This is a genomic window from Pseudomonas sp. MRSN 12121 (assembly GCF_000931465.1).
Taxonomy (GTDB): Bacteria; Pseudomonadota; Gammaproteobacteria; order Pseudomonadales; family Pseudomonadaceae; genus Aquipseudomonas.
Map to the genome: position 1 here is coordinate 4,704,336 of NZ_CP010892.1, position 19,174 is coordinate 4,723,509.

A 19,174-nucleotide genomic window follows, 5' to 3' on the forward strand; every position below is an offset into this window, starting at 1 on the left:
ACGCCGCGGTTTTGGCAGAGTAAATCGACGCCGGGACGTCGGCCGGGGAATCGAAAAGTTCTTCAGCGAAGGTTCAGAAACGAGTGGCAGCGAAGGCGGGATGGGGGATTTGCGGGGGCATCAGGAGAGCAGAAACGGGACGGCTGCGCCGTCCATCGCGGGCAAGTCGGATCGCCGCCCGCTCGCTCCTACGTAGGAGCGAGGCTTGCCCGCGATGGGGCCCGAACGTCCCACACAGGAACCCCGGGCCCGACGCCAATCAGCTGGCGGTGGCCAGCAACAGGTCGCGCACCGACCGGCTGTGGCGGCCCTTGTCATGCTCGTACAGCGAGGCGGCGATTTCCTCGGCGCGGATCGGCAGCACCGACAGCAGCGTGTCGCTCAGGCCGTGGCTGGCCTGGCTGAAGCCCTGGGTGTAGATGCCGGCCTTGCAGCGCTCGTCGGTGATGACCCGGTAGTTGCGGTCCACTTCGAAGTCGCCCAGGTAGGCCTCCAGCGGCGCCAGCAGCGCGCGGTGGGTCTGGCGCTCGTAGCCGGTGGCGAGGATCACCGCATCGTAGTGGCGGGTGCTCGGTTCGCCGGTGGAGGTATTGCGCAGCACCAGCTCGATGCCCTGCGCGGTGGCGCTGGCCTTTTCCACGGTGGTCAGGGTACGGAAGGCATGGCGCGCGACGCCCGAGACTTTCTGCCGGTAGAGAATGCCGTAGATGCGTTCGATCAGCTCGACGTCCACCACCGAATAATTGGTGTTCTGGTATTCGTGGACCAGGCGCTCGCGCTCGCCGTGCGGCTGCTGGAACACCAGGTCGGTGAAGGCCGGCGAGAACACTTCGTTGACGAACGGGCTGTCGTCCGCCGGCTTCAGCGCCGACCCGCGGACCAGCATGTCCACCTGCACCGACGGGAAGCTGTCGTTGAGGTCGATGAACGCCTCGGCCGCGCTCTGCCCGCCGCCGATGATCGCCACCTTCATCGGCTGGCCACTGATGCATGGCTGGCTGGCCATGCGCTCCAGGTAATGGGCGTGGTGGAATACCCGGCCATCGTCCTTGAGCGCCTTGAAGGTGTCCGGGATCAGCGGCGTGCCGCCGGCACTGACCACCACCGAACGGCTGGTGCGCACGAACTCCTGGCCCTGGCTGTCACGGGAAATCACCCGCAGCGCCTCGACCTGCTGGTTGTGCAGCACCGGCTCGATGCCCAGCACTTCTTCGCCGTAGCGGCTCTGCTCCTGGAAGTGCCCGGCGACCCAGCGCAGGTAGTCGTTGAACTCCATGCGGCACGGATAGAAGGTGCCCAGGTTGATGAAGTCCACCAGGCGCCCGTGTGCCTTGAGGTAGTTGACGAAGGAGTACGGGCTGGTCGGGTTGCGCAGGGTCACCAGGTCCTTGAGGAAGGAAATCTGCAGATCGCTCTGGGCCACCAGCGTGTTGCCGTGCCAGCGGTAGTCGGCCTGCTTGTCGAGAAACAGCGCGTCCAGCGGCCCGTGGGTCTGCCCGCGCTCTTCCAGCGCGATAGCCAGCGCCAGGTTCGAGGGGCCGAAACCGATACCGATCAGGTCGTGAACGAGGGTCGATGCAATTGCCTGTGTCATTTCCAGTGTCCTCTGGATAAATCCCTCAACGCGGGGAGAACTCGACGGTGACCTGATCGGCCCATGGCAAGGCAGCAGGTCGTCTGTTGAGTAGGAACGAGGACAGTGAAAAAAAATTTAACCAAGAAGGATCAATGGGCGTCCCACTGCCGGACCCGCACCCGGCAGTGCTTCATCGCGTTGACGATGTGCTTTTCCACCAGGCTGCGGGAGATCCCCAGGCGCTCGGCGATCTCCGGGTGGGACAGGCCCTCGAGCTTGCGCAGCAGGAAGCTTTCGCGGCACAGCGCGGGCAGTTCGGCCAGGGCGCGCTGCAACATGTCCAGGCGCTGGCCGTGGTCGATGCTGGTTTGCGGCGACGGGCTGAAAAAGCGCTCTTCGTTGTCCAGCACGTCCAGGGGCTCTACCTGGCGCAGGGCGTTGCGCCGGTGGCCGTCGATCACCAGGTTCAGCGCGGTGCGATAGAGGAAGGCCCGCGGCTGCTCGATCGGCGTGTCGCTGGAACGCTCCAGCACCCGCACGTAAGCGTCATGCACCACATCTTCGGCCACCTGCAGGTTGCCCAGCTTGGCGTTGAGGAAACACACCAGCTCGCGATAGTAGTTTTCCAACATGACTCCCGACCGCGACCTGCGGCTTTTGTCCTTGAGCGCTACCGGCGCCCCGCCCTTGGGCAGGCGACTCGATGATGGCAGTTTAGAAGTGGCGTAATTTATAGTAATTCTCATATAGATTTAAAGTACCGCGTCGATTCGCCCGCCTTCTTTTTGTCGTCTATACCTTCGATCCGGCACCTGTAACGCCATGTGTCCCGGCTTAAATTCCCCCCGGCCTCCCTCGTTTACCTGACAGCTCCCCGTAGCTGCCGCCCTGGCGACAGCCTCCCACCCGCCCATCCCCCGGGCCGGGACGGACCACGGGCCGACTTCCTCTGGCCGGAACCCTGCATGAAACGTCCTCGTCATTCCCGACGCGCCCTGCTTGTCACCCTGTGTCTGATTCCCATCGCCGCCCTCGCCGCCTGGCAGTTGCTGCCACCCGGGCGCGACCAGTTCGCCACGGTGCAAGTCAGCCGCGGCACCATCGAAAGCAGCGTCACCGCCCTGGGCACCCTGCAACCGCGACGTTATGTCGATGTGGGCGCCCAGGCCTCCGGGCAGATCCGCAAGATCCACGTCGAAGCCGGCGATCAGGTCAAGGAAGGCCAGTTGCTGGTAGAGATCGACCCCGCGACCCAGCAGGCCAAGCTCGACGCCAGCCGCTTCTCCATCGAGAACCTGCAGGCCCAGTTGCAGGAGCAGCGGGCGCAGAACGAGCTGGCGCGGCAGAAGTACCAGCGCCAGCAGAACCTCGCCGCCGGCGGTGCGACCCGCGACGAAGACGTGCAGACCGCCCGCGCCGAACTCAAGGCCACCCAGGCGCGGATCGACATGTTCCAGGCGCAGATCCGCCAGGCCCAGGCCAGCCTGCGCAGCGACCAGGCCGAGCTGGGCTACACCCGCATCTATGCGCCGATGTCCGGCACCGTGGTCGCGGTGGACGCCCGCGAAGGCCAGACCCTCAACGCCCAGCAGCAGACCCCGCTGATCCTGCGCATCGCCCGGCTGTCGCCGATGACCGTCTGGGCCGAAGTCTCCGAAGCCGATATCGGCCACGTCAAACCGGGCATGACCGCCTACTTCACTACCCTGAGCGGTGGCGCCCGGCGCTGGACCAGCACCGTGCGGCAGATCCTGCCGATCCCGCCCAAGCCGCTCAACGAAACCAGCCAGGGCAGCGGCAGCCCCAACAGTTCGAGCAAGAGCGGCAGCGGCCGGGTGGTGCTCTATACCGTGCTGCTGGATGTGGACAACGCCGACAACGCGCTGATGGCCGAGATGACCACCCAGGTGTTCTTCGTCGCCGACCGCGCGCAGGACGTGCTGACCGCGCCGATCGCCGCCCTGGAGGGCAGCACCGAGAGCGGCGTGCAACTGGCCCGGGTGGTGGCGAAAAACGGCGCGATCGAGGAACGCAAGGTCCAGGTCGGCATCAGCGACCGCTTGCACATCCAGATCCTCGATGGCCTCGCTGAAGGCGAGCATTTGCTGATCGGCCCCACACCCGGCAGCGGAGGCTGAATGCAGACCCCGCTGATCGACCTCAAGGACATCCGCAAATCCTACGGCGGCGGCGACACGCCGCAGGTGGACGTGCTGCGTGGCATCGACCTGGCGATCCACGCCGGCGAATTCGTCGCCATCGTCGGCGCCTCTGGCTCCGGCAAATCGACGCTGATGAACATCCTCGGCTGCCTCGACCGCCCGACCTCGGGCGAGTACCGGTTCGCCGGGGAAAACGTCGCCCGACTGGGCAGCGACGAACTGGCCTGGCTGCGCCGCGAGGCCTTCGGCTTCGTGTTCCAGGGCTACCACCTGATCCCATCCGGCTCGGCCCAGGAAAACGTCGAGATGCCGGCAATCTACGCCGGCACCCCGGCGGCCGAGCGCCACGCCCGCGCCGCCGCGCTGCTGGAACGCCTGGGCCTGGGCAGCCGCACCGGCAACCGCCCGCACCAGTTGTCCGGCGGCCAGCAGCAGCGGGTGTCGATCGCCCGCGCGCTGATGAACGGCGGCCACATCATCCTCGCCGACGAACCCACCGGCGCCCTCGACAGCCACAGCGGCGCCGAGGTCATGAGCCTGCTCGACGAGCTGGCCAGCCAGGGCCATGTGGTGATCCTCATTACCCACGACCGCGAGGTCGCGGCGCGGGCCAAGCGCATCATCGAGATCCGCGACGGCGAGATCATCAGCGACACCGCCGAGCAGCAGCCCGAGGTCCAGGCCAGCGCCAACAGCGGCGCCCTGCAGGCCGTGGACCTGCGCCAGCGCCTGGCCGCCGGCAGCGAACACAACGGTGCCTGGAAAGGCGAACTGGTGGACGCCGTGCAAGCGGCCTGGCGGGTGATGTGGATCAACCGCTTCCGCACCGCCCTGACCCTGCTGGGCATCGTCATAGGCGTGGCCTCGGTGGTGGTGATGCTGGCGGTGGGCGAAGGCAGCAAGCGCCAGGTCATGGCGCAGATGGGTGCCTTCGGCTCGAACATCATTTACCTGAGCGGGCATATGCCCAACCCGCGCACCCCGCCCGGCCGGGTCACTCTGGACGACGTCGCGGCGCTGGCGGCGCTGCCCCAGGTCAAGCGCATCATGCCGGTCAACGGCGCCGAGGCCGGCGTGCGCTTCGGCAACGTCGACCATATGAGCTACGTCGGCGGCAACGACACCAACTTCCCGGCGATCTTCAACTGGCCGGTGGTCGAGGGCAGCTATTTCACCGAGGCCGACGAGCGCAACGCCGCCGCGGTGGCGGTGATCGGCAAGAAGGTCCGTGACAAGCTGTTCAAGGACATGCCCACGCCCCTGGGCCACTACATCCTGATCGAGAACGTGCCGTTCCAGGTGGTCGGCGTATTGGCGGAAAAAGGCGCCAGCTCCGGCGACAAGGACAGCGACGACCGCATCGCCATCCCCTACTCCGCCGCGAGCATCCGCCTGTTCGGCAGCCACAACCCGGAATACGTGGCGATCGCCACCAGCGACGCGCGCAATGTAAAGGAGGCCGAACAGGCCATCGAGCAATTGATGCTGCGCCTGCACAACGGCAAGCGCGACTTCCAGCTGTTCAACAACGCGGCGATGATCCAGGCCGAGGCCCGCACCCAGAACACCCTGTCGCTGATGCTCGGCGCCATCGCCGCGATCTCGCTGCTGGTGGGCGGCATCGGGGTGATGAACATCATGCTCATGACCGTGCGCGAGCGGACCCGCGAGATCGGTATCCGCATGGCCACCGGCGCCCGCCAGCGCGACATCCTGCGCCAGTTCCTCACCGAGGCAGTGATGCTCTCGGTGGTCGGCGGCCTGACCGGCATCGCCCTGGCGCTGCTGATCGGCGGCGTGCTGCTGCTCAGCGAGGTGGCGGTGGCCTTCTCCCTGGTGGCGGTGCTCGGCGCCTTCGCCTGCGCCCTGGTCACCGGCGTCATTTTCGGCTTCATGCCGGCCCGCAAGGCAGCCCGGCTCGACCCGGTCACGGCCCTTACCAGTGAATGATCGATCTATGAAAGCGTCCCTCAGCCTCATCGCCGCCAGCCTGCTGCTGGCCGCCTGCAGCGGCCCCGCGCCGCGTCCGGACAGCGGCCTGCAGGCGCCGCCGGCCTGGCATTCGCCGCACACCGCGGCGGCGACGCAAGACAACCGCCAATGGTGGACCCGCTTCGGCAGCCCGCAGCTGGAGCGCCTGATCGAACAGGCGCGGCTGGGCAGCCACGACCTGGCCGCCGCCATGGCCCGGGTGCGCCAGGCACAGGCCACGGCGGTGGTCGCCGGCGCGCCGTTGCTGCCGGAACTCAAAGGCGCGCTCAACGCCAACCGGCAGAAACTGCTGCGCGGCAACGGCTACAGCCAACTGGACGCCGACAGCAGCAACGATGCCGTGGATTACTTCGACGCCAGCCTCAGCGCCAGCTATGAAATCGACTTCTGGGGCGGCCGCCGCGCGGCCCGCGACAGCGCCGTGGACAGCCTGCGCGCCAGCGAATTCGACCAGGCCACAGTCGAGCTGACCCTGCTCAGCGGCGTCGCCAACAGCTACGCCCAGGCGCTGTCGCTGCAGGAACAGGAGCGCATCGCCGCGCTCAACCTGGCCAACGCGCAAAACGTGCAGCGCCTGGTGCAGACCCGCTACGACTCGGGCTCGGCCACCGCCCTGGAGCTGGCCCAGCAGAACAGCCTGGTGGCTGCCCAGCAACGCCAGCTGCCCCTGGTGCAGCAGCAGGCCGCCGACGCGCGGATCACCCTCGCCGCCCTGCTCGGCCAGCCGGTGCAGAACCTCGACCTCGGCCAGCAGCCTTTCGCCCACCTGACCTGGCCGAGCATCGACGCCGGGGTGCCCAGCGACCTGCTGAGCCGGCGCCCGGACATCGCCAGCGCCGAAGCCCGGCTCGCCGCCGCCCAGGCCGACGTCACGGTGGCGCGGGCGGCGATGCTGCCCACCGTGACCCTCAGCGCCAGCCTCGGCTCGGGGGCCAACAGCGCCTCGGATATCCTGCGCAGCCCGTTCTACAACCTCACCAGTGCCCTGGCGGCACCGATCTTCAACGCCGGCCGCCTGAGCGCCGAACGCGACCGTGCCCGGGCGCGCCAGGAAGAGCTGCTGGAAAGCTATCGCGCGGCGATCGTCAACGGCTTCGCCGACGTGGAAAAGGCCCTGTCCAGCATCCGCGGCCTCGACCGCCAGCGGCAATGGCAAAGCGAAGAACTGCAACAGGCGCAGACCGCCTTCGACCTCGCCCAGCGCCGCTACCAGGCCGGCGCCGCGGACCTGCTGACCGTCCTCGAAACCCAGCGCACCCTGTACGCCGCGCAAGACCAGAACGTGCAACTGCGCCTGTCGCGGCTGCAAGCCAGCGTCGCCTTGTACAAAGCCTTGGGCGGTGGCTGGAAAGCGCCCTGAACCCGAAACACAGTCCAGGCTTCAGACACACCGCGTCGCCTGGATCGCGGGCAAGCCTCGCTCCTACAGGTATGGCGTCGAATCGTCATCGACACGAATCCCGTAGCCGCTGTCGAGCGCCAGCGAGGCTGCGATCGACTGCAAGGCAGGCGCAGGGATCTCAAAACCGCAGGAGGACCTTCGGTCCTATCGCAGCCTCGCCAGGGCTCGGCAGCGGCTACAGGGTTTCGCGCCGAACGGTAGGTCGCGTTTGGATTTGATTTCCCCGCCCATCGCAAGCCAAGTGGAATTCTCAACCAGGCCGGCCGGTAGGCCGCCATCTTGCTTTTGATCTGAGCGCCCCGTTAACCACGATGGCCGAACGCAGGCATTGAGCCGTGGGTAACCCGGCAGGGATGCCGGGTTAGCCGCCCCAGGCCATGGATGGCCTGTGGCGGCGGCCCACGGATCAATGCCGGAGTGAGGGCATGCCGAGCCTAGGCGAGGCACCGAGTGGAGGGGCAAAGCGTTTTGGTTACTTTGGCGCTCTTCCAAAGTGACCCGCCGTAAGGGCGGAACCATAAGCCGCCATTACCGCAGCAATGGATATGTACACCATCCAAAAAATGCAGCGCCAGAGCAGACGCCATCGCGCGCAAGCTGCGCTCCTACGGGTTCGGGGGGGGTTAAAGCAACCGCTCGCGCACTTTCAGGTGGCGGGCATACCACGGTCGCTTGGGCACCTTGCGGAACAGCTCGGCCAGTTTGTCTTCCTCGGCGAAGGTGATGCGCAGCGCCAGCTTCATGGTTTCCGGGTCCATCTCCACCGAACGCCCCACCTGCAGGCCTGGCGTGGTGCTGCAACCGTGGGTATCCGGCCCCAGCCAGGGGTCGTCGACCTCGACCCAGCGCCCGGGGGCGAACCAGGGCACGCCATTGACCTCGAGGCGGCTGACCTCGCCCGGATGGAAACGCTCATGGGCACGGAACCAGTCCTCCACGCGATCGTCGATCCAGCCGTGGAACGACCAGAACACCGGGTTCACATGGGAAGAAAACGGATCGCCGAGGAAATCGTTCTCCGCGGCATACCAGCGCGCCGCGAAGTCCGCCGGATCGCGGGCGAACGGCACTGGCGCGCCGTTGGAAGGGTCGCGCGGCACCGAGGCCCAGCGCATGTGCAACCAGTCGTGCAGGCCCAGCTCCAGCTCGGAGCCGAACTGCCCCAGAGTCAGCGTCGACAGATAGCGCGGATCGCGGTAACGCGACTCCCAGACCTCGAAGTTGCTGTGGTAGGTCTCGGCGGTCTTGATGTCGCTGACCCACTGCGTGTAGTCGGCGTCGTCGCTGGCCTGCCAGGTCGGCGGCAGGGCGAAGCCGTCGTGGTTGTCGAAATAGCGGGCAAAGCCCTGGCGATCGCGCATCAGTTCCGGTTGCGGGGTCGGGAAGTTCGCCCAGGACGGCAGGTCCTGCATGGAGCGCGCGGTGCCGAGCATGTGCCGGTGCATGAAAAAGAAATCGATGCCCGAGCCGTTGCGATCCTTGCGCTTGCCCCGGGCGTCGCGCTCCCGGCCCCGCGGGCCGGGCTGCCAACCGATGCCCCGCAGGGCCTCGCGCTTGTCTTCGGGCAGGGTGTGCCATTTGTCCCGCGAGGCGTGCCACAGCTGATGGAACAGGCGGTGCTCGGGAGAAATCAGCCAGGCCAGCAGCGTCGGGTTCAGGCCGATGCGCTGGCGGGCTTCGGGAAACAGTTTTTTGCTGGCGACGAAGCGGTTGTCCTGCTCGGGCAACGCCAGCGGCCGATCCAGGCGTGCAATGCGACCGCTGAGGGTGCCGCCGCCGGCGTTGCCGAAATCTGCCCAGACCTCGTCGAGCTTGACGCTGAACTCATAGCAGGGCGCGCCCTGATCGGCATCGACACTCACCAGGCGCCAGTAGAGCTGCTGCGGATCGGCCGTCACCAGGTCGCCGACCACCCGGTAGCGCGGCTCGCCGGCGCCGCGCAACGCCTCGGCAGTGTCCAGGTAACCGCGCAGGCCGCGGCCGCGCTGGGCGACGTCGAGGAACAGCTCCAGGCCCTCGCGCGGCAGCCCCGCCAGGCCCGCGTCCGCGCCCTCGAAACGCAGGGTCCAGACCCCGCGCAACTTGTCCGCCAATTGCTGGCCGGCGACATCCGCCAGATCGACCGTGGCCTCGCCGGGCGTCTGCGGCTCCTCCTCACGCGTCAGTTCACGGTGCGCATAAATGGCCGCCGGCACCGCGGCGCCAGTGAGCGCCAAGCCGGCGATAAACCCTCGTCGAGAAATCGTCATTGCCCTACCTGTGTCAGCCCTGAAGCAGGCTTTATCCCAGCTAGGACGTTTGCTGAATGGGGAAATTTAAGCCGGCCCGATACCCTAAGAGCGAGGCTTGCCCGCGATGAACCTGAGAACGCCGCGCCTACCCCGCCCCACCCGCCACCACGGCTAATTTTCCCCGCGCCCCGCTCGTTCCTCCCAGATAGCACAAGGCGCACCGGCACCGGCACGCCTGTTCCCTGATGGCGAACCCGACTGAGACGGCAATGACAAAACCACGTTCGAAAAAGGCTCTTTACATCGGTCTGCCGCTGGCGCTGGCGGTCAGCGCGGGGGCCGCTTTCCTGGCTTGGGACTATGGGTTCCGGGGCAACCCCGGTTACCCGGTCAAGGTCATCAAGCAGGCCGACGAGCTGCAGGAGCGCCTCTTGTCGTTCGACAGCCATATCAGCCTGCCACTGGATTTCGGCGCCGCCGGCAACGAATTCGATAAGGACGGCGGCGGCCAGTTCGACCTGGTCAAGGCCAATCGCGGACGGCTCTCCGGCGCGGCGCTGACCATCTTCGGCTGGCCGGAAATGTGGAACGGGCCGAATGCGCCGCATCGCCCCACCGACGGTTTCGTCGAGGAGGCGCGCAACCAGCAGGAGGTGCGCTACAAGATCATCTCCGGCATGGTCCGCGACTTCCCCAACCAGGTCGGCATCGCCTACACCCCGGACGATTTCCGCCGCCTGCACGGCGAAGGCAAGTTCGCGATTTTCATCAGCATGCTCAACGCCTACCCGCTGGGCAACGACCTGGACCTGCTGGACCTGTGGACCGCCCGCGGCATGCGCATGTTCGGCTTCAGCTACATCGGCAACAACGCCTGGGCCGATTCCTCGCGGCCGCTGCCGTTCTTCAACGACTCCCCGGACGCCCTCGACGGCCTGTCGGACATCGGCAAGCAGGCGGTGCACCGGCTCAACGACCTGGGGGTGATCATCGATGTCTCGCAGATGTCGACCAAGGCCCTGGAGCAGGTGGCGCAGCTGAGCCGCACGCCGATGGTGGCCTCGCACTCGGCGCCGCGAGCCGCGGTGGATATCCCGCGCAACCTCAGCGACAAGGAAATGCAACTGATCAAGCGCAGCGGCGGCGTGATCCAGGTGGTCGGTTTCTCGCAGTACCTGCGCCCGCTGACCCAGGCCACCCAGGACAAGCTCAACGCCCTGCGCGCGCGCTTCGACCTGCCGCCGCTGCCGAACCTGGCCATGGCCCTGATGCCGGGCGACCCGATCATCTCGGCCTGGCCGGAGCAGAAGTTCGGCCAGTACGCCAGCGAGCTCTACGCGATCCTCGAGGAAGAGCCCAAGGCGACCCTCAAGGACCTGGGCGACGCCATCGACTACACGGTGCGCAAGGTCGGTATCGACCATGTCGGCATCAGCTCGGACTTCAACGAAGGCGGCGGGGTCAAGGGCTGGGAGAACGTCGGCGAGATCCGCAACGTCACCGCCGAGTTGCTGTCGCGCGGTTATTCGGAGGCGGACATCGCCAAGCTCTGGGGCGGCAACTTCCTGCGGGTCTGGGACCAGGTGCAGAAGGCCGCGAACCCCGCCGTACAACCCGTAGCCCAGCGTTGATTCCCTTGCCCATAGCGAACCCCGACATGACCGACCGCCGTACCTTCCTCAAACAGGCCGGCCTGCTGGCCGCCAGCCTGCCCCTGGGCAACGCCGCCCTCGGCACCCTGGCCCAGGCCGCCGAAACCCCGGGCAGCTCCGCCGCCACGGACAAATGGAGCCGCCTGCGCCAGCTGTTCGACCAGGACCCGGACTACCTGCACTTTTCCAACTTCCTGGTGACCTCCCACCCTAGGCCGGTGCGCGAGGCCATCGAGCGCCATCGCGCGAGCATCGACCGCAACCCCGGCCTGGCCATGGACTGGGACCTGCAGGAGACCTGGAAACGCGAAGCCGAAGTCCGCAAGTGGGCCGCGCGCTACCTGGACGCCCAGCCCGCGCAGATCGCGCTCACCGGCAGTACCACCGAAGGCCTGGCGCTGATCTACGGCGGCATTCATGTGCGTCCCGACCAGGAGATCCTGACCACCGTCCACGAGCACTACTCCACCGAGTACAGCCTGGACTTCCGGGTGAAAAAACAGGGCACCCAGGTGCGCAAGATCCAGCTGTTCGAGAACGCCCACACGGTCTCGGCGGATGAAGTGCTGGGCTCGATCAAGCGCAGCATCCGCCCCAACACCCGGGTGCTGGGCATGACCTGGGTGCAGTCCGGCAGCGGAGTGAAACTGCCCATCGGGCAGATCGGCCAACTGGTGCAAGAACTCAACCGCGAGCGTGCCGAGGCGGATCGCATCCTCTACGTGGTCGACGGCGTGCACGGCTTCGGCGTCGAAGACCTGAGCTTCCCGGACATGCACTGCGACTTCTTCATCGCCGGCGCCCACAAGTGGCTGTTCGGCCCGCGCGGCACCGGGATCGTCTGCGCCCGCAGCACCGAACTCAAGGACATCACCCCGACGGTGCCGACCTTCTCCGAAGACCGCGACTTCGCGACCGCCATGTCGCCCGGCGGCTACCACGCCTTCGAGCACCGCTGGGCGCTGGACGAAGCCTTCAAGCTGCACCTGGAACTGGGCAAGGCCGAGGTCCAGGCGCGGATCCACGGCCTCAACAGCTACCTGAAACAGCGCCTGCGGCAGCACCCGCAGATCGAACTGGTCACGCCACTGAGCAGCGAGCTGTCGGCCGGTTTCACCTTCTTCCGGGTCAGGGGCCAGGACTGCGACGCGGTCGCCGCCTACCTGATGCAGAACCGCGTGGTGGCCGACGCCGTGGACCGCGACGTCGGCCCGGTGATCCGCACCGCCCCCGGGCTGCTCAACGACGAGGCGCAGATCGACCGTTTCATGGACCTGCTGGCCCGCAGGCTCTGAGCCCGCGCCACGAGCGATCCACCTTTTCCAACCTTCGAGATGACCATGACCACAGCCCCGAATCACCCCGCCACCCCACCGCTGCCGTTGAAAAGACTCTGCGCCGCGTCCCTGCTCGCCCTGTTCGGCGGCCTGCTGTCCCAGGGCGCGCAAGCCGCCACGCCCCACCCGGGCCAGGTGTTCAAGGACTGCAAGAACTGCCCGGAAATGGTCGTGCTGCCCGCCGGCACCTTCACCATGGGCACGCCGGACGACGAGGTCGGCCGCGAACCCGACGAAGGCCCGATGCATGACGTGACCTTCGCCAAGCCCTTCGCCATGAGCCGCTTCCAGATCACCGCCGGCGAATGGGACAGCTACGTCAAGGAGACCGGCGTGGTGATCGCCAACGGCGACACCCGCCCCGGCCGCGAATGCATCGCCAGCAAGCCGCGCTACCAGCAGGGCCCACGCCAGCCGGCGGTGTGCATGGACTTCGCCGACGTGCAGGCCTATGTCGCCTGGTTGTCGAAAAAGACCGGGCACCATTACCAGATGGTCAGCGAGGCCCAGCGCGAATACGCCGCACGCGCGGGCTCCAAGGGGCCCTTCCCGTTCCCCTTCGACGAGGGCAAGGGCTACAGCATCGCCAAGCACGCCAACACCTACGGCCCGGCCGACGGCTACAGCTTCACCTCGCCGGTGGGCAGCTACCCGCCCAACGCGTTCGGCATGTACGACATGCACGGCAACGTCTACGAATGGATCGCCGATTGCGAACACGCCAACTACGTGGGGGCACCGACCGATGGCAGCGCCTGGGTGGAGCCGGGCTGCGAAGCGCGGCAGATCCGCGGCAACGACTGGGGCGAAGCGCCCGTGTTCTCCCGCTCGGGCAACCGCAACAACATCTACCCGAGCACCCGCGGCGACTGGATCGGCTTCCGCGTGGTACGCGATCTCTAATCCCCTCCCTACGGCAGCGGCTACAGGTGCGGCGTGTTCGCACGACACCTGTAGCCGCTGTCGAGCGCCAGCGAGGCTGCGATCGACCGCAAAGCGGGCGCCAATCCATACGGCCCCATCCATCAGACACACTGCGTTGCCAGGTTTTACGGGGCTGCGCCCCGATCGCAGCCTCGCCAAGGCTCGGCAGCGGCTACAGGTGCGACGTGTTTGCACGACATCTGTAGGAGCGAAGCTTGCTCGCGATGGCGTCCGTTCAGACAGACCGCGTCGCCCGGATCGCAGGCAAGCCTCGCTCCTACAATGACAGCACCTAACCCCGTAGCCGCTGTCGAGCCTTGGCGAGGCTGCGATCGACCGCAAAGCGGGCGCCAATCCAAACAACCCCATCCATCAGACACACCGCGTCGCCCGGATCGCGGGCAAGCCTCGCTCCTACAGGGAGGGCGCCGGGTCGTTTCGAGGCGGCGCCCGCCATGGGCTCAGCCCTGCCTGGCCAGCAGCGCCAGGCCTTCGTGCAGGGCCGGGAACAGGCTGTTGTTGAAGTTGTTCCAGCGCAGTTCGAGGATGGTGTCCTCGGGGCTGATCTCGGTGTTGAGCACGTCGTGGAACACCTCGCCGGAATCGATGCCGTTGTCCACGTAGTGGAAGGACGCGCCGGTCTTGTACAGCGGCTCCACCGGCACGGTTTCCCGCGTGGTCCAGTCCACCACCTTCTGCCCACGGGCACCGTACAGCGCGTTCCAGGTGGCATAGGCACCGCGGCGCTCGTAGGGCGACTCGAGGCGGGTGATGCCCGGGTGGATGTTCATGATCCGCCGCGCGAACGGCGCGCCCGGACGCACCAGCTCGTCGAGGATCACCAGCAGGCCGTCGAGCACCACGATGTCGGCTTTCAGTTCCACCAGGGTGTCGTGCAGGCGGCGCTCGAAATCCTGCTTGCCGGCGATATGCTCGGCCGAGCCCCGCGGATGGCGGCGGTAGGTAGACGGCACGCTGAGCAGCAGGTCGTTGACCAGGCGCCCATGCACTCGCAGGTCCGCCGGGTACAGCCATTGCCGGCCCGGCTGATAGGCGAAGCCGTAGTCGCTGACCAGCTGCTGGTCGCGCGGCGATTGCTCGTCGTCGTCATACACCACCCCGACCAGTTCATAGGCGTCGCCCAGGGGCGTCTGGTTGAGTGTCTCGACCAGGAACTCCAGCACCGACTTCATGTAACGCTCGTGATCCTTGTAGGCCACCGGCTGCCCCGCCTTGTCGGCCGCCGCGTTCCTCAGGGACCAGACATACACCAGATTCTTTTTCGTCATCTCAATCGCTCTCGCTGAATGGGCCAGGCACGGCGTCGTTACGCGTGCACCTGCACAACAAGAACGAATCGGGCGCCGCGCAATTTATCCGCGCCCGCGCCCGAGCTAAATACTCCCGACAACGGTTCGTCTGTCATGAGTACGGGTCTTTGTGCCTCGACCCCTCATTCACTGCCGGGAACCCCTTATGACCGACCCCAAGCGCGGCGCCTTCCACGGCCTGCTCGCCCTGCTCAGACCCTTTCGCACCACTGTGGTGATTTCCGTGGCCCTGGGCATGGTAGGCGGCCTGGCCATCACCCTGCTGCTGGCGACCATCAACAACGCCCTGCACTCGCAGACCGGCATGACCCAGGGCGTGGTCCTGACCTTCGCCGCCCTGTGCCTGCTGGCGCTGACCAGCTCGATCGTCTCGGACATCGGCACCAACTACGTCGGCCAGCGCATCATCGCCGCCCTGCGCAAGGACCTGGGCGAGAAGGTCCTGTCGGCGCCCATCGGCCAGATCGAGCGCTACCGCTCCCACCGCCTGATCCCGGTGCTGACCCACGACGTCGACACCATCAGCGACTTCTCCTTCGCCTTCACCCCGCTGGCCATCGCCGCCACCGTGACCCTGGGCTGCCTGGGCTACCTGGCGTACCTGTCGGTGCCGATGTTCCTGATGATGGTGGTCGCCATCCTCATCGGCACCAGCGTGCAGTACGTGGCCGGCGGCAAGGGGATCCGCGGTTTCGACCTGGCCCGCGACCAGGAAGACGAGTTGCAGCGCTACTACAACGCGATTGCCTCCGGCGCCAAGGAACTGCGCATGCACCGGCCGCGCCGCTACCGGATGAACACCCACCGCATCCAGGAAACCGCAGACCGCATCGCCTCGATCCAGGTGCGCTCGGTGAACATCTATATCCTGGCCAAGACCTTCGGCTCGATGCTGTTCTTCGTGGTCATCGGCCTGGCGCTGGCCATGCAGGCCTACAACCCGAACCCGGACCCGACCGTGATCACCGGCTTCGTGCTGGTGCTGCTGTACATGAAGGGCCCGCTGGAAAACCTGGTGGCCTACCTGCCGGTGGTGGGCAAGGCGAAGATCGCCTTCGGCCGCATCAGCGAGCTGTCCGAACGCTTCTCCTCCCCCGAACCGCACCTGCTGCTGGACGACAGCGAAGCGCCCAAACCGGTGGTGCGCAGCCTCGAACTGCGCGGCGTGAGCTACAGCCCGCCGCCGGTGGAAGGCAGCGAGCCGTTCCACCTGGGGCCGATCGACCTGCACATCAAGCAAGGCGACATCGTGTTCATCGTCGGCGAGAACGGCTGCGGCAAGACCACCCTGATCAAGCTGCTGCTGGGCCTGTACCCGCCCCAGGCCGGGGAGATCCGCCTGAACGGCGAGGCCGTGACCGACCCGGTCCGCGACGACTATCGCCAACTGTTCACCACGGTGTTCGCCGACTACTACCTGTTCGACGACCTGGTCCAGGGCAGCGGCGGCAAGTCCCTGGACAGCGCCAGCCAGTACCTGGACCGCCTGGAGATCGCGCACAAGGTCAGCATCAAGGACGGCGCCTTCACCACCACCGACCTGTCCACCGGCCAGCGCAAGCGCCTGGCCCTGGTCAACGCCTGGCTGGAGGAGCGCCCCGTGCTGGTGTTCGACGAATGGGCGGCGGACCAGGACCCGGCCTTCCGGCGGATTTTCTACACCGAGCTGCTGCCGGACCTCAAGCGCCTGGGCAAGACCATCATCGTGATCAGCCACGACGACCGTTACTTCGACATCGCCGACCAGCTGGTGCGCCTGCGCGCGGGCAAGGTGGTGGAGGCAATGCAGCCGGCCTGATTTTTTTCCGGTTTATTCATGGATGAACGTCTCACTATCGGTAATGAGAATTAACCGCAATAAATGCCCATAACTGCCCACCCAAAACACAGAAGAGAACGCATCCATGTCAGCACTGCTCGGTCTCAGTCCCCTGAGTAAAGCGCTATCCATGCGAAAGGCCCTGAACATCAACCTGCTTCCCAGCGCCCTGGCCCTTGCCGTGTCGCTGCCGGTAGCCGGTTATGTACAGGCGCAGGAGATCGAGCTGGACATTCCTGTGCAATCTCTGGGCAGCGCCCTGCAAGAGTTCGGGCGCCAGACCAACCTGCAGGTGCTCTACAGCCCACAGGACGTGCAAGGCAAGCAGAGCACCGCGGTGAAGGGCAAGATGGACGCGCAGCGGGCCATCGGCCTGCTGCTGACCGGCAGCGGCATCCGCTACAGCCTGCAGGGCAACTCGCTGACCCTCAGCGCCACCAGCGCCGGCGCCGAGGGCCTAGAACTGAGCCCGACGCAGGTCACCGCCAACCAGTTGGGCAACGTCACCGAAGGCACCGGCTCCTACACCCCGGGCACCATCGCCACCGCCACCCGCCTGCCGCTGACCCTGCGCGAAACCCCGCAGTCGATCAGCGTGGTCACCCGCCAGCACATGGACGACTTCGCCCTCAACAGCGTCGACGCCGTGATGCGCCACACCCCGGGCATCACCGTATCGGCGTTCGACACCGACCGGACCAACTACTATTCCCGCGGTTTCTCGATCAACAACTTCCAGTACGACGGCATTCCCTCCGCCGTGCGCAACGTCGCCTATTCGGCGGGTAACACCCTGAGCGACATGGCGATCTACGACCGCATCGAAGTGCTCAAGGGCGCGTCCGGCCTGCTCAGCGGCGCCGGCTCCCTGGGCGGCACCATCAACCTGGTGCGCAAGAAGCCCACCGCCGACTTCCAGGGCCACGCCACCCTGGGCGCGGGTTCCTGGGACAACTACCGCAGCGAACTGGATGTCAGCGGCCCGCTGACCGAAACCGGCAACGTCCGCGGCCGGGCCGTGGCCGCCTACCAGGACAAGCAGTCGTTCATCGACCGCTACTCGAGCAAGAACTCGGTGTTCTACGGCATCCTCGAGTTCGACCTGTCGCCCGACACCCTGCTGACCGTGGGCGCCGACTACCAGGACAACGACCCGCGGGGCTCCACCTGGTCCGGCAGCTTCCCGCTGCTCAACTCCAAGGGCGAGCGCAACGACGCCAAGCGCTCGTTCAGCAACGCCACCGACTGGAGCAGCTGGCAGCAGTACACCCGCACGGTCTTCGCCACCCTGGAACACGACCTGGGCGACGGCTGGGTGACCAAGCTGCAACTGGACCACAAGTACAACGGCTATGACGCGCAGATGGGCTCCATCCAGTTCGACCAGCCGCAACCCGACGGCAGCGCCGAAATCAACGCGCAGCGCTACAAGGGTGACACCACCAGCGACTCGGCCGACCTGTATGTCAGCGGCCCGTTCAGCCTGCTCGGCCGCGATCATGACCTGGTGATCGGCGGCTCGATCAGCAAGGCCCACTGGAAAGGCAAGGGCTACTGGGACGAAACCTTCTCGGTGCCCAACCGCGTGGACTACAACAACTGGCACGGCAACCTGCCCAAGCCCGACTGGGGCCCGGTGTCGCAGCGCACCGATGACGTGATCCGCCAGACCGGGGTCTACCTGACCACCCGCCTGAACGTCACCGACGACCTGAAATTCCTGCTCGGCGGGCGCGTGGTCAACTACAGCCTGACCGGCCTGACCCCGACCTACACCGAATCCGGACGCTTCATTCCCTATGCCGGCGCCATCTACGACCTGAACGAGAACTTCTCGGTCTACGCCAGCTACACCGACGTGTTCATGCCTCAGGAGAACTTCAACCGCGATCGCGACAACAAGCTGATCGAGCCGGATGAAGGCGAGAACTACGAAATCGGCATCAAGAGCGAGTTCTTCGACGGTCGCCTGAACGCCAGCCTGGCCTACTTCGAGGTCAAGGAAACCAACCGCTCGGTGCCGGACGACGCCTACAACAACCAGACCCCGACCCCGCCCAACTACGCCTTCAAGGGCAGCAAGGCGACCACCAAGGGCTACGAGCTGGAAGTGTCCGGCGAGCTGGCCCCGGGCTGGCAGGTGCAGGGCGGCTACACCCACAAGGTGGTGCGCGACGACAACGATGTGAAGCTCTCGACCTTCGAGCCCGAAGACCAGCTCAGCCTCTACACCACCTATAAGCTCTCCGGCCAGCTGGACAAGATGACCGTCGGCGGCGGCGCGCGCTGGCAGAACAAGGCCTGGCAGCAGATCTGGAACAGCCCCAAGGGCGTGAACGAGGACATCACCCAGGAATCCTACTGGGTGGTGGACCTGATGACCCGCTACCAGATCACCCAGAACCTGTCGGCGACGCTCAACGTCAACAACATCTTCGACAAGTACTACTACACCAACGTCGGCTTCTATAACTCGGCCATCTACGGCGAACCGCGCAACGTCATGGTCACCACCCGCTGGGACTTCTGACCCCCGCACCGCCCCACGCCCCGGAAAGGCCCCGCCTTCCCGGGGCGTTTTCATTTGCCCGCCCTGCCAGCGGCCACAACATGCGCATCGTCCCCCGTAGGAGCGAGGCTTGCCCGCGATCCAGGCAACGCGGTCTGTCTGCATGGACGCCATCGCGAGCAAGCTTCGCTCCTACGGATGTCGGGCTGATACCTCGCCCCTGTAGCCGCTGCCGAGCT

At 66.3% G+C, this 19,174-nt stretch carries 12 protein-coding genes; 8 read left to right on the forward strand and 4 right to left on the reverse strand.

Features of this window, described 5'->3' with window-relative positions:
- Positions 1-259: 259 nt before the first annotated feature.
- Together TO66_RS21400 and TO66_RS21405 are read right to left on the reverse strand one after the other, a co-directional pair.
- Positions 260-1,594 carry a lysine N(6)-hydroxylase/L-ornithine N(5)-oxygenase family protein gene (locus TO66_RS21400; protein WP_044464148.1) on the reverse strand — a complete coding sequence of 445 codons (1,335 nt, stop codon included), beginning with the start codon at positions 1,592-1,594 and terminating at the stop codon, positions 260-262.
- A 131-nt stretch (positions 1,595-1,725) separates the two neighbouring features.
- Entirely contained in the window at positions 1,726-2,208 is a 483-nt protein-coding gene (locus TO66_RS21405; RefSeq protein ID WP_016702389.1) for a sigma-70 family RNA polymerase sigma factor, read from the reverse strand.
- A gap of 333 nt (positions 2,209-2,541) precedes the next feature.
- Here TO66_RS21405 and TO66_RS21410 point away from each other — a divergent pair, with 333 nt between their 5' ends.
- From TO66_RS21410 to TO66_RS21420, 3 genes are read left to right on the forward strand one after another with little or no spacing between them, the layout of a single operon-like run.
- The gene (locus tag TO66_RS21410) at positions 2,542-3,714 is read left to right on the forward strand and encodes an efflux RND transporter periplasmic adaptor subunit (RefSeq protein WP_044464149.1); all 1,173 of its coding nucleotides are present in this window, start codon (positions 2,542-2,544) and stop codon (positions 3,712-3,714) included.
- Complete coding sequence (locus TO66_RS21415) at positions 3,715-5,688, forward strand: MacB family efflux pump subunit (protein ID WP_044464150.1); 1,974 nt, start codon at positions 3,715-3,717, stop codon at positions 5,686-5,688. It begins immediately after the preceding gene.
- A 7-nt stretch (positions 5,689-5,695) separates the two neighbouring features.
- Entirely contained in the window at positions 5,696-7,090 is a 1,395-nt protein-coding gene (locus TO66_RS21420; RefSeq protein WP_044464151.1) for an efflux transporter outer membrane subunit, read from the forward strand.
- 665 nt (positions 7,091-7,755) lie between these two features.
- On the opposite strand, the gene TO66_RS21425 is transcribed toward TO66_RS21420, so the two are convergent.
- Positions 7,756-9,381 carry a hypothetical protein gene (locus TO66_RS21425; protein ID WP_044464152.1) on the reverse strand — a complete coding sequence of 542 codons (1,626 nt, stop codon included), beginning with the start codon at positions 9,379-9,381 and terminating at the stop codon, positions 7,756-7,758.
- Between the two features lie 251 nt (positions 9,382-9,632).
- On the opposite strand from TO66_RS21425, the gene pvdM reads away from it, so the two are divergent.
- Genes pvdM through TO66_RS21440 form a run of 3 tightly spaced genes read left to right on the forward strand, consistent with a single transcriptional unit; the run spans position 9,633 to position 13,255 of the window.
- A complete protein-coding gene (pvdM, locus tag TO66_RS21430) occupies positions 9,633-10,994 on the forward strand; it encodes a pyoverdine-tailoring dipeptidase-like protein PvdM (RefSeq protein ID WP_044464153.1) in 1,362 nt (453 codons plus the stop codon).
- Positions 10,995-11,020: 26 nt separating this feature from the next.
- Positions 11,021-12,310, forward strand: a complete 1,290-nt coding sequence (locus TO66_RS21435; protein WP_044464154.1) for an aminotransferase class V-fold PLP-dependent enzyme — start codon at positions 11,021-11,023, stop codon at positions 12,308-12,310.
- A gap of 45 nt (positions 12,311-12,355) precedes the next feature.
- Positions 12,356-13,255, forward strand: a complete 900-nt coding sequence (locus TO66_RS21440) for a formylglycine-generating enzyme family protein (RefSeq protein WP_044466118.1) — start codon at positions 12,356-12,358, stop codon at positions 13,253-13,255.
- Between the two features lie 482 nt (positions 13,256-13,737).
- Here TO66_RS21440 and TO66_RS21445 read toward each other — a convergent pair whose 3' ends face one another.
- On the reverse strand, positions 13,738-14,565 hold the full coding sequence (locus TO66_RS21445) for a N(5)-hydroxyornithine transformylase PvdF (RefSeq protein ID WP_044464155.1): 828 nt from the start codon (positions 14,563-14,565) through the stop codon (positions 13,738-13,740).
- Between the two features lie 187 nt (positions 14,566-14,752).
- Between TO66_RS21445 and TO66_RS21450 the strand changes: the two genes are divergently transcribed.
- Together TO66_RS21450 and TO66_RS21455 are read left to right on the forward strand one after the other, a co-directional pair.
- Positions 14,753-16,405, forward strand: coding sequence for a cyclic peptide export ABC transporter (locus TO66_RS21450; RefSeq protein ID WP_044464156.1), 1,653 nt, complete (start codon positions 14,753-14,755; stop codon positions 16,403-16,405).
- 151 nt (positions 16,406-16,556) lie between these two features.
- The gene (locus TO66_RS21455) at positions 16,557-18,956 is read left to right on the forward strand and encodes a TonB-dependent siderophore receptor (RefSeq protein ID WP_044464157.1); all 2,400 of its coding nucleotides are present in this window, start codon (positions 16,557-16,559) and stop codon (positions 18,954-18,956) included.
- Positions 18,957-19,174 lie beyond the last annotated feature (218 nt).

What these genes read in the sequence shown, in the direction of transcription:
- TO66_RS21400 (WP_044464148.1), bottom strand. Translation starts at nt 1,594, where the DNA reads ATGACACAGGCAATTGCATCGACCCTCGTTCACGACCTGATCGGTATC.
- TO66_RS21405 (WP_016702389.1), bottom strand. Translation starts at nt 2,208, where the DNA reads ATGTTGGAAAACTACTATCGCGAGCTGGTGTGTTTCCTCAACGCCAAG.
- TO66_RS21410 (WP_044464149.1), top strand. Translation starts at nt 2,542, where the DNA reads ATGAAACGTCCTCGTCATTCCCGACGCGCCCTGCTTGTCACCCTGTGT.
- TO66_RS21415 (WP_044464150.1), top strand. Translation starts at nt 3,715, where the DNA reads ATGCAGACCCCGCTGATCGACCTCAAGGACATCCGCAAATCCTACGGC.
- TO66_RS21420 (WP_044464151.1), top strand. Translation starts at nt 5,696, where the DNA reads ATGAAAGCGTCCCTCAGCCTCATCGCCGCCAGCCTGCTGCTGGCCGCC.
- TO66_RS21425 (WP_044464152.1), bottom strand. Translation starts at nt 9,381, where the DNA reads ATGACGATTTCTCGACGAGGGTTTATCGCCGGCTTGGCGCTCACTGGC.
- pvdM (WP_044464153.1), top strand. Translation starts at nt 9,633, where the DNA reads ATGACAAAACCACGTTCGAAAAAGGCTCTTTACATCGGTCTGCCGCTG.
- TO66_RS21435 (WP_044464154.1), top strand. Translation starts at nt 11,021, where the DNA reads ATGACCGACCGCCGTACCTTCCTCAAACAGGCCGGCCTGCTGGCCGCC.
- TO66_RS21440 (WP_044466118.1), top strand. Translation starts at nt 12,356, where the DNA reads ATGACCACAGCCCCGAATCACCCCGCCACCCCACCGCTGCCGTTGAAA.
- TO66_RS21445 (WP_044464155.1), bottom strand. Translation starts at nt 14,565, where the DNA reads ATGACGAAAAAGAATCTGGTGTATGTCTGGTCCCTGAGGAACGCGGCG.
- TO66_RS21450 (WP_044464156.1), top strand. Translation starts at nt 14,753, where the DNA reads ATGACCGACCCCAAGCGCGGCGCCTTCCACGGCCTGCTCGCCCTGCTC.
- TO66_RS21455 (WP_044464157.1), top strand. Translation starts at nt 16,557, where the DNA reads ATGCGAAAGGCCCTGAACATCAACCTGCTTCCCAGCGCCCTGGCCCTT.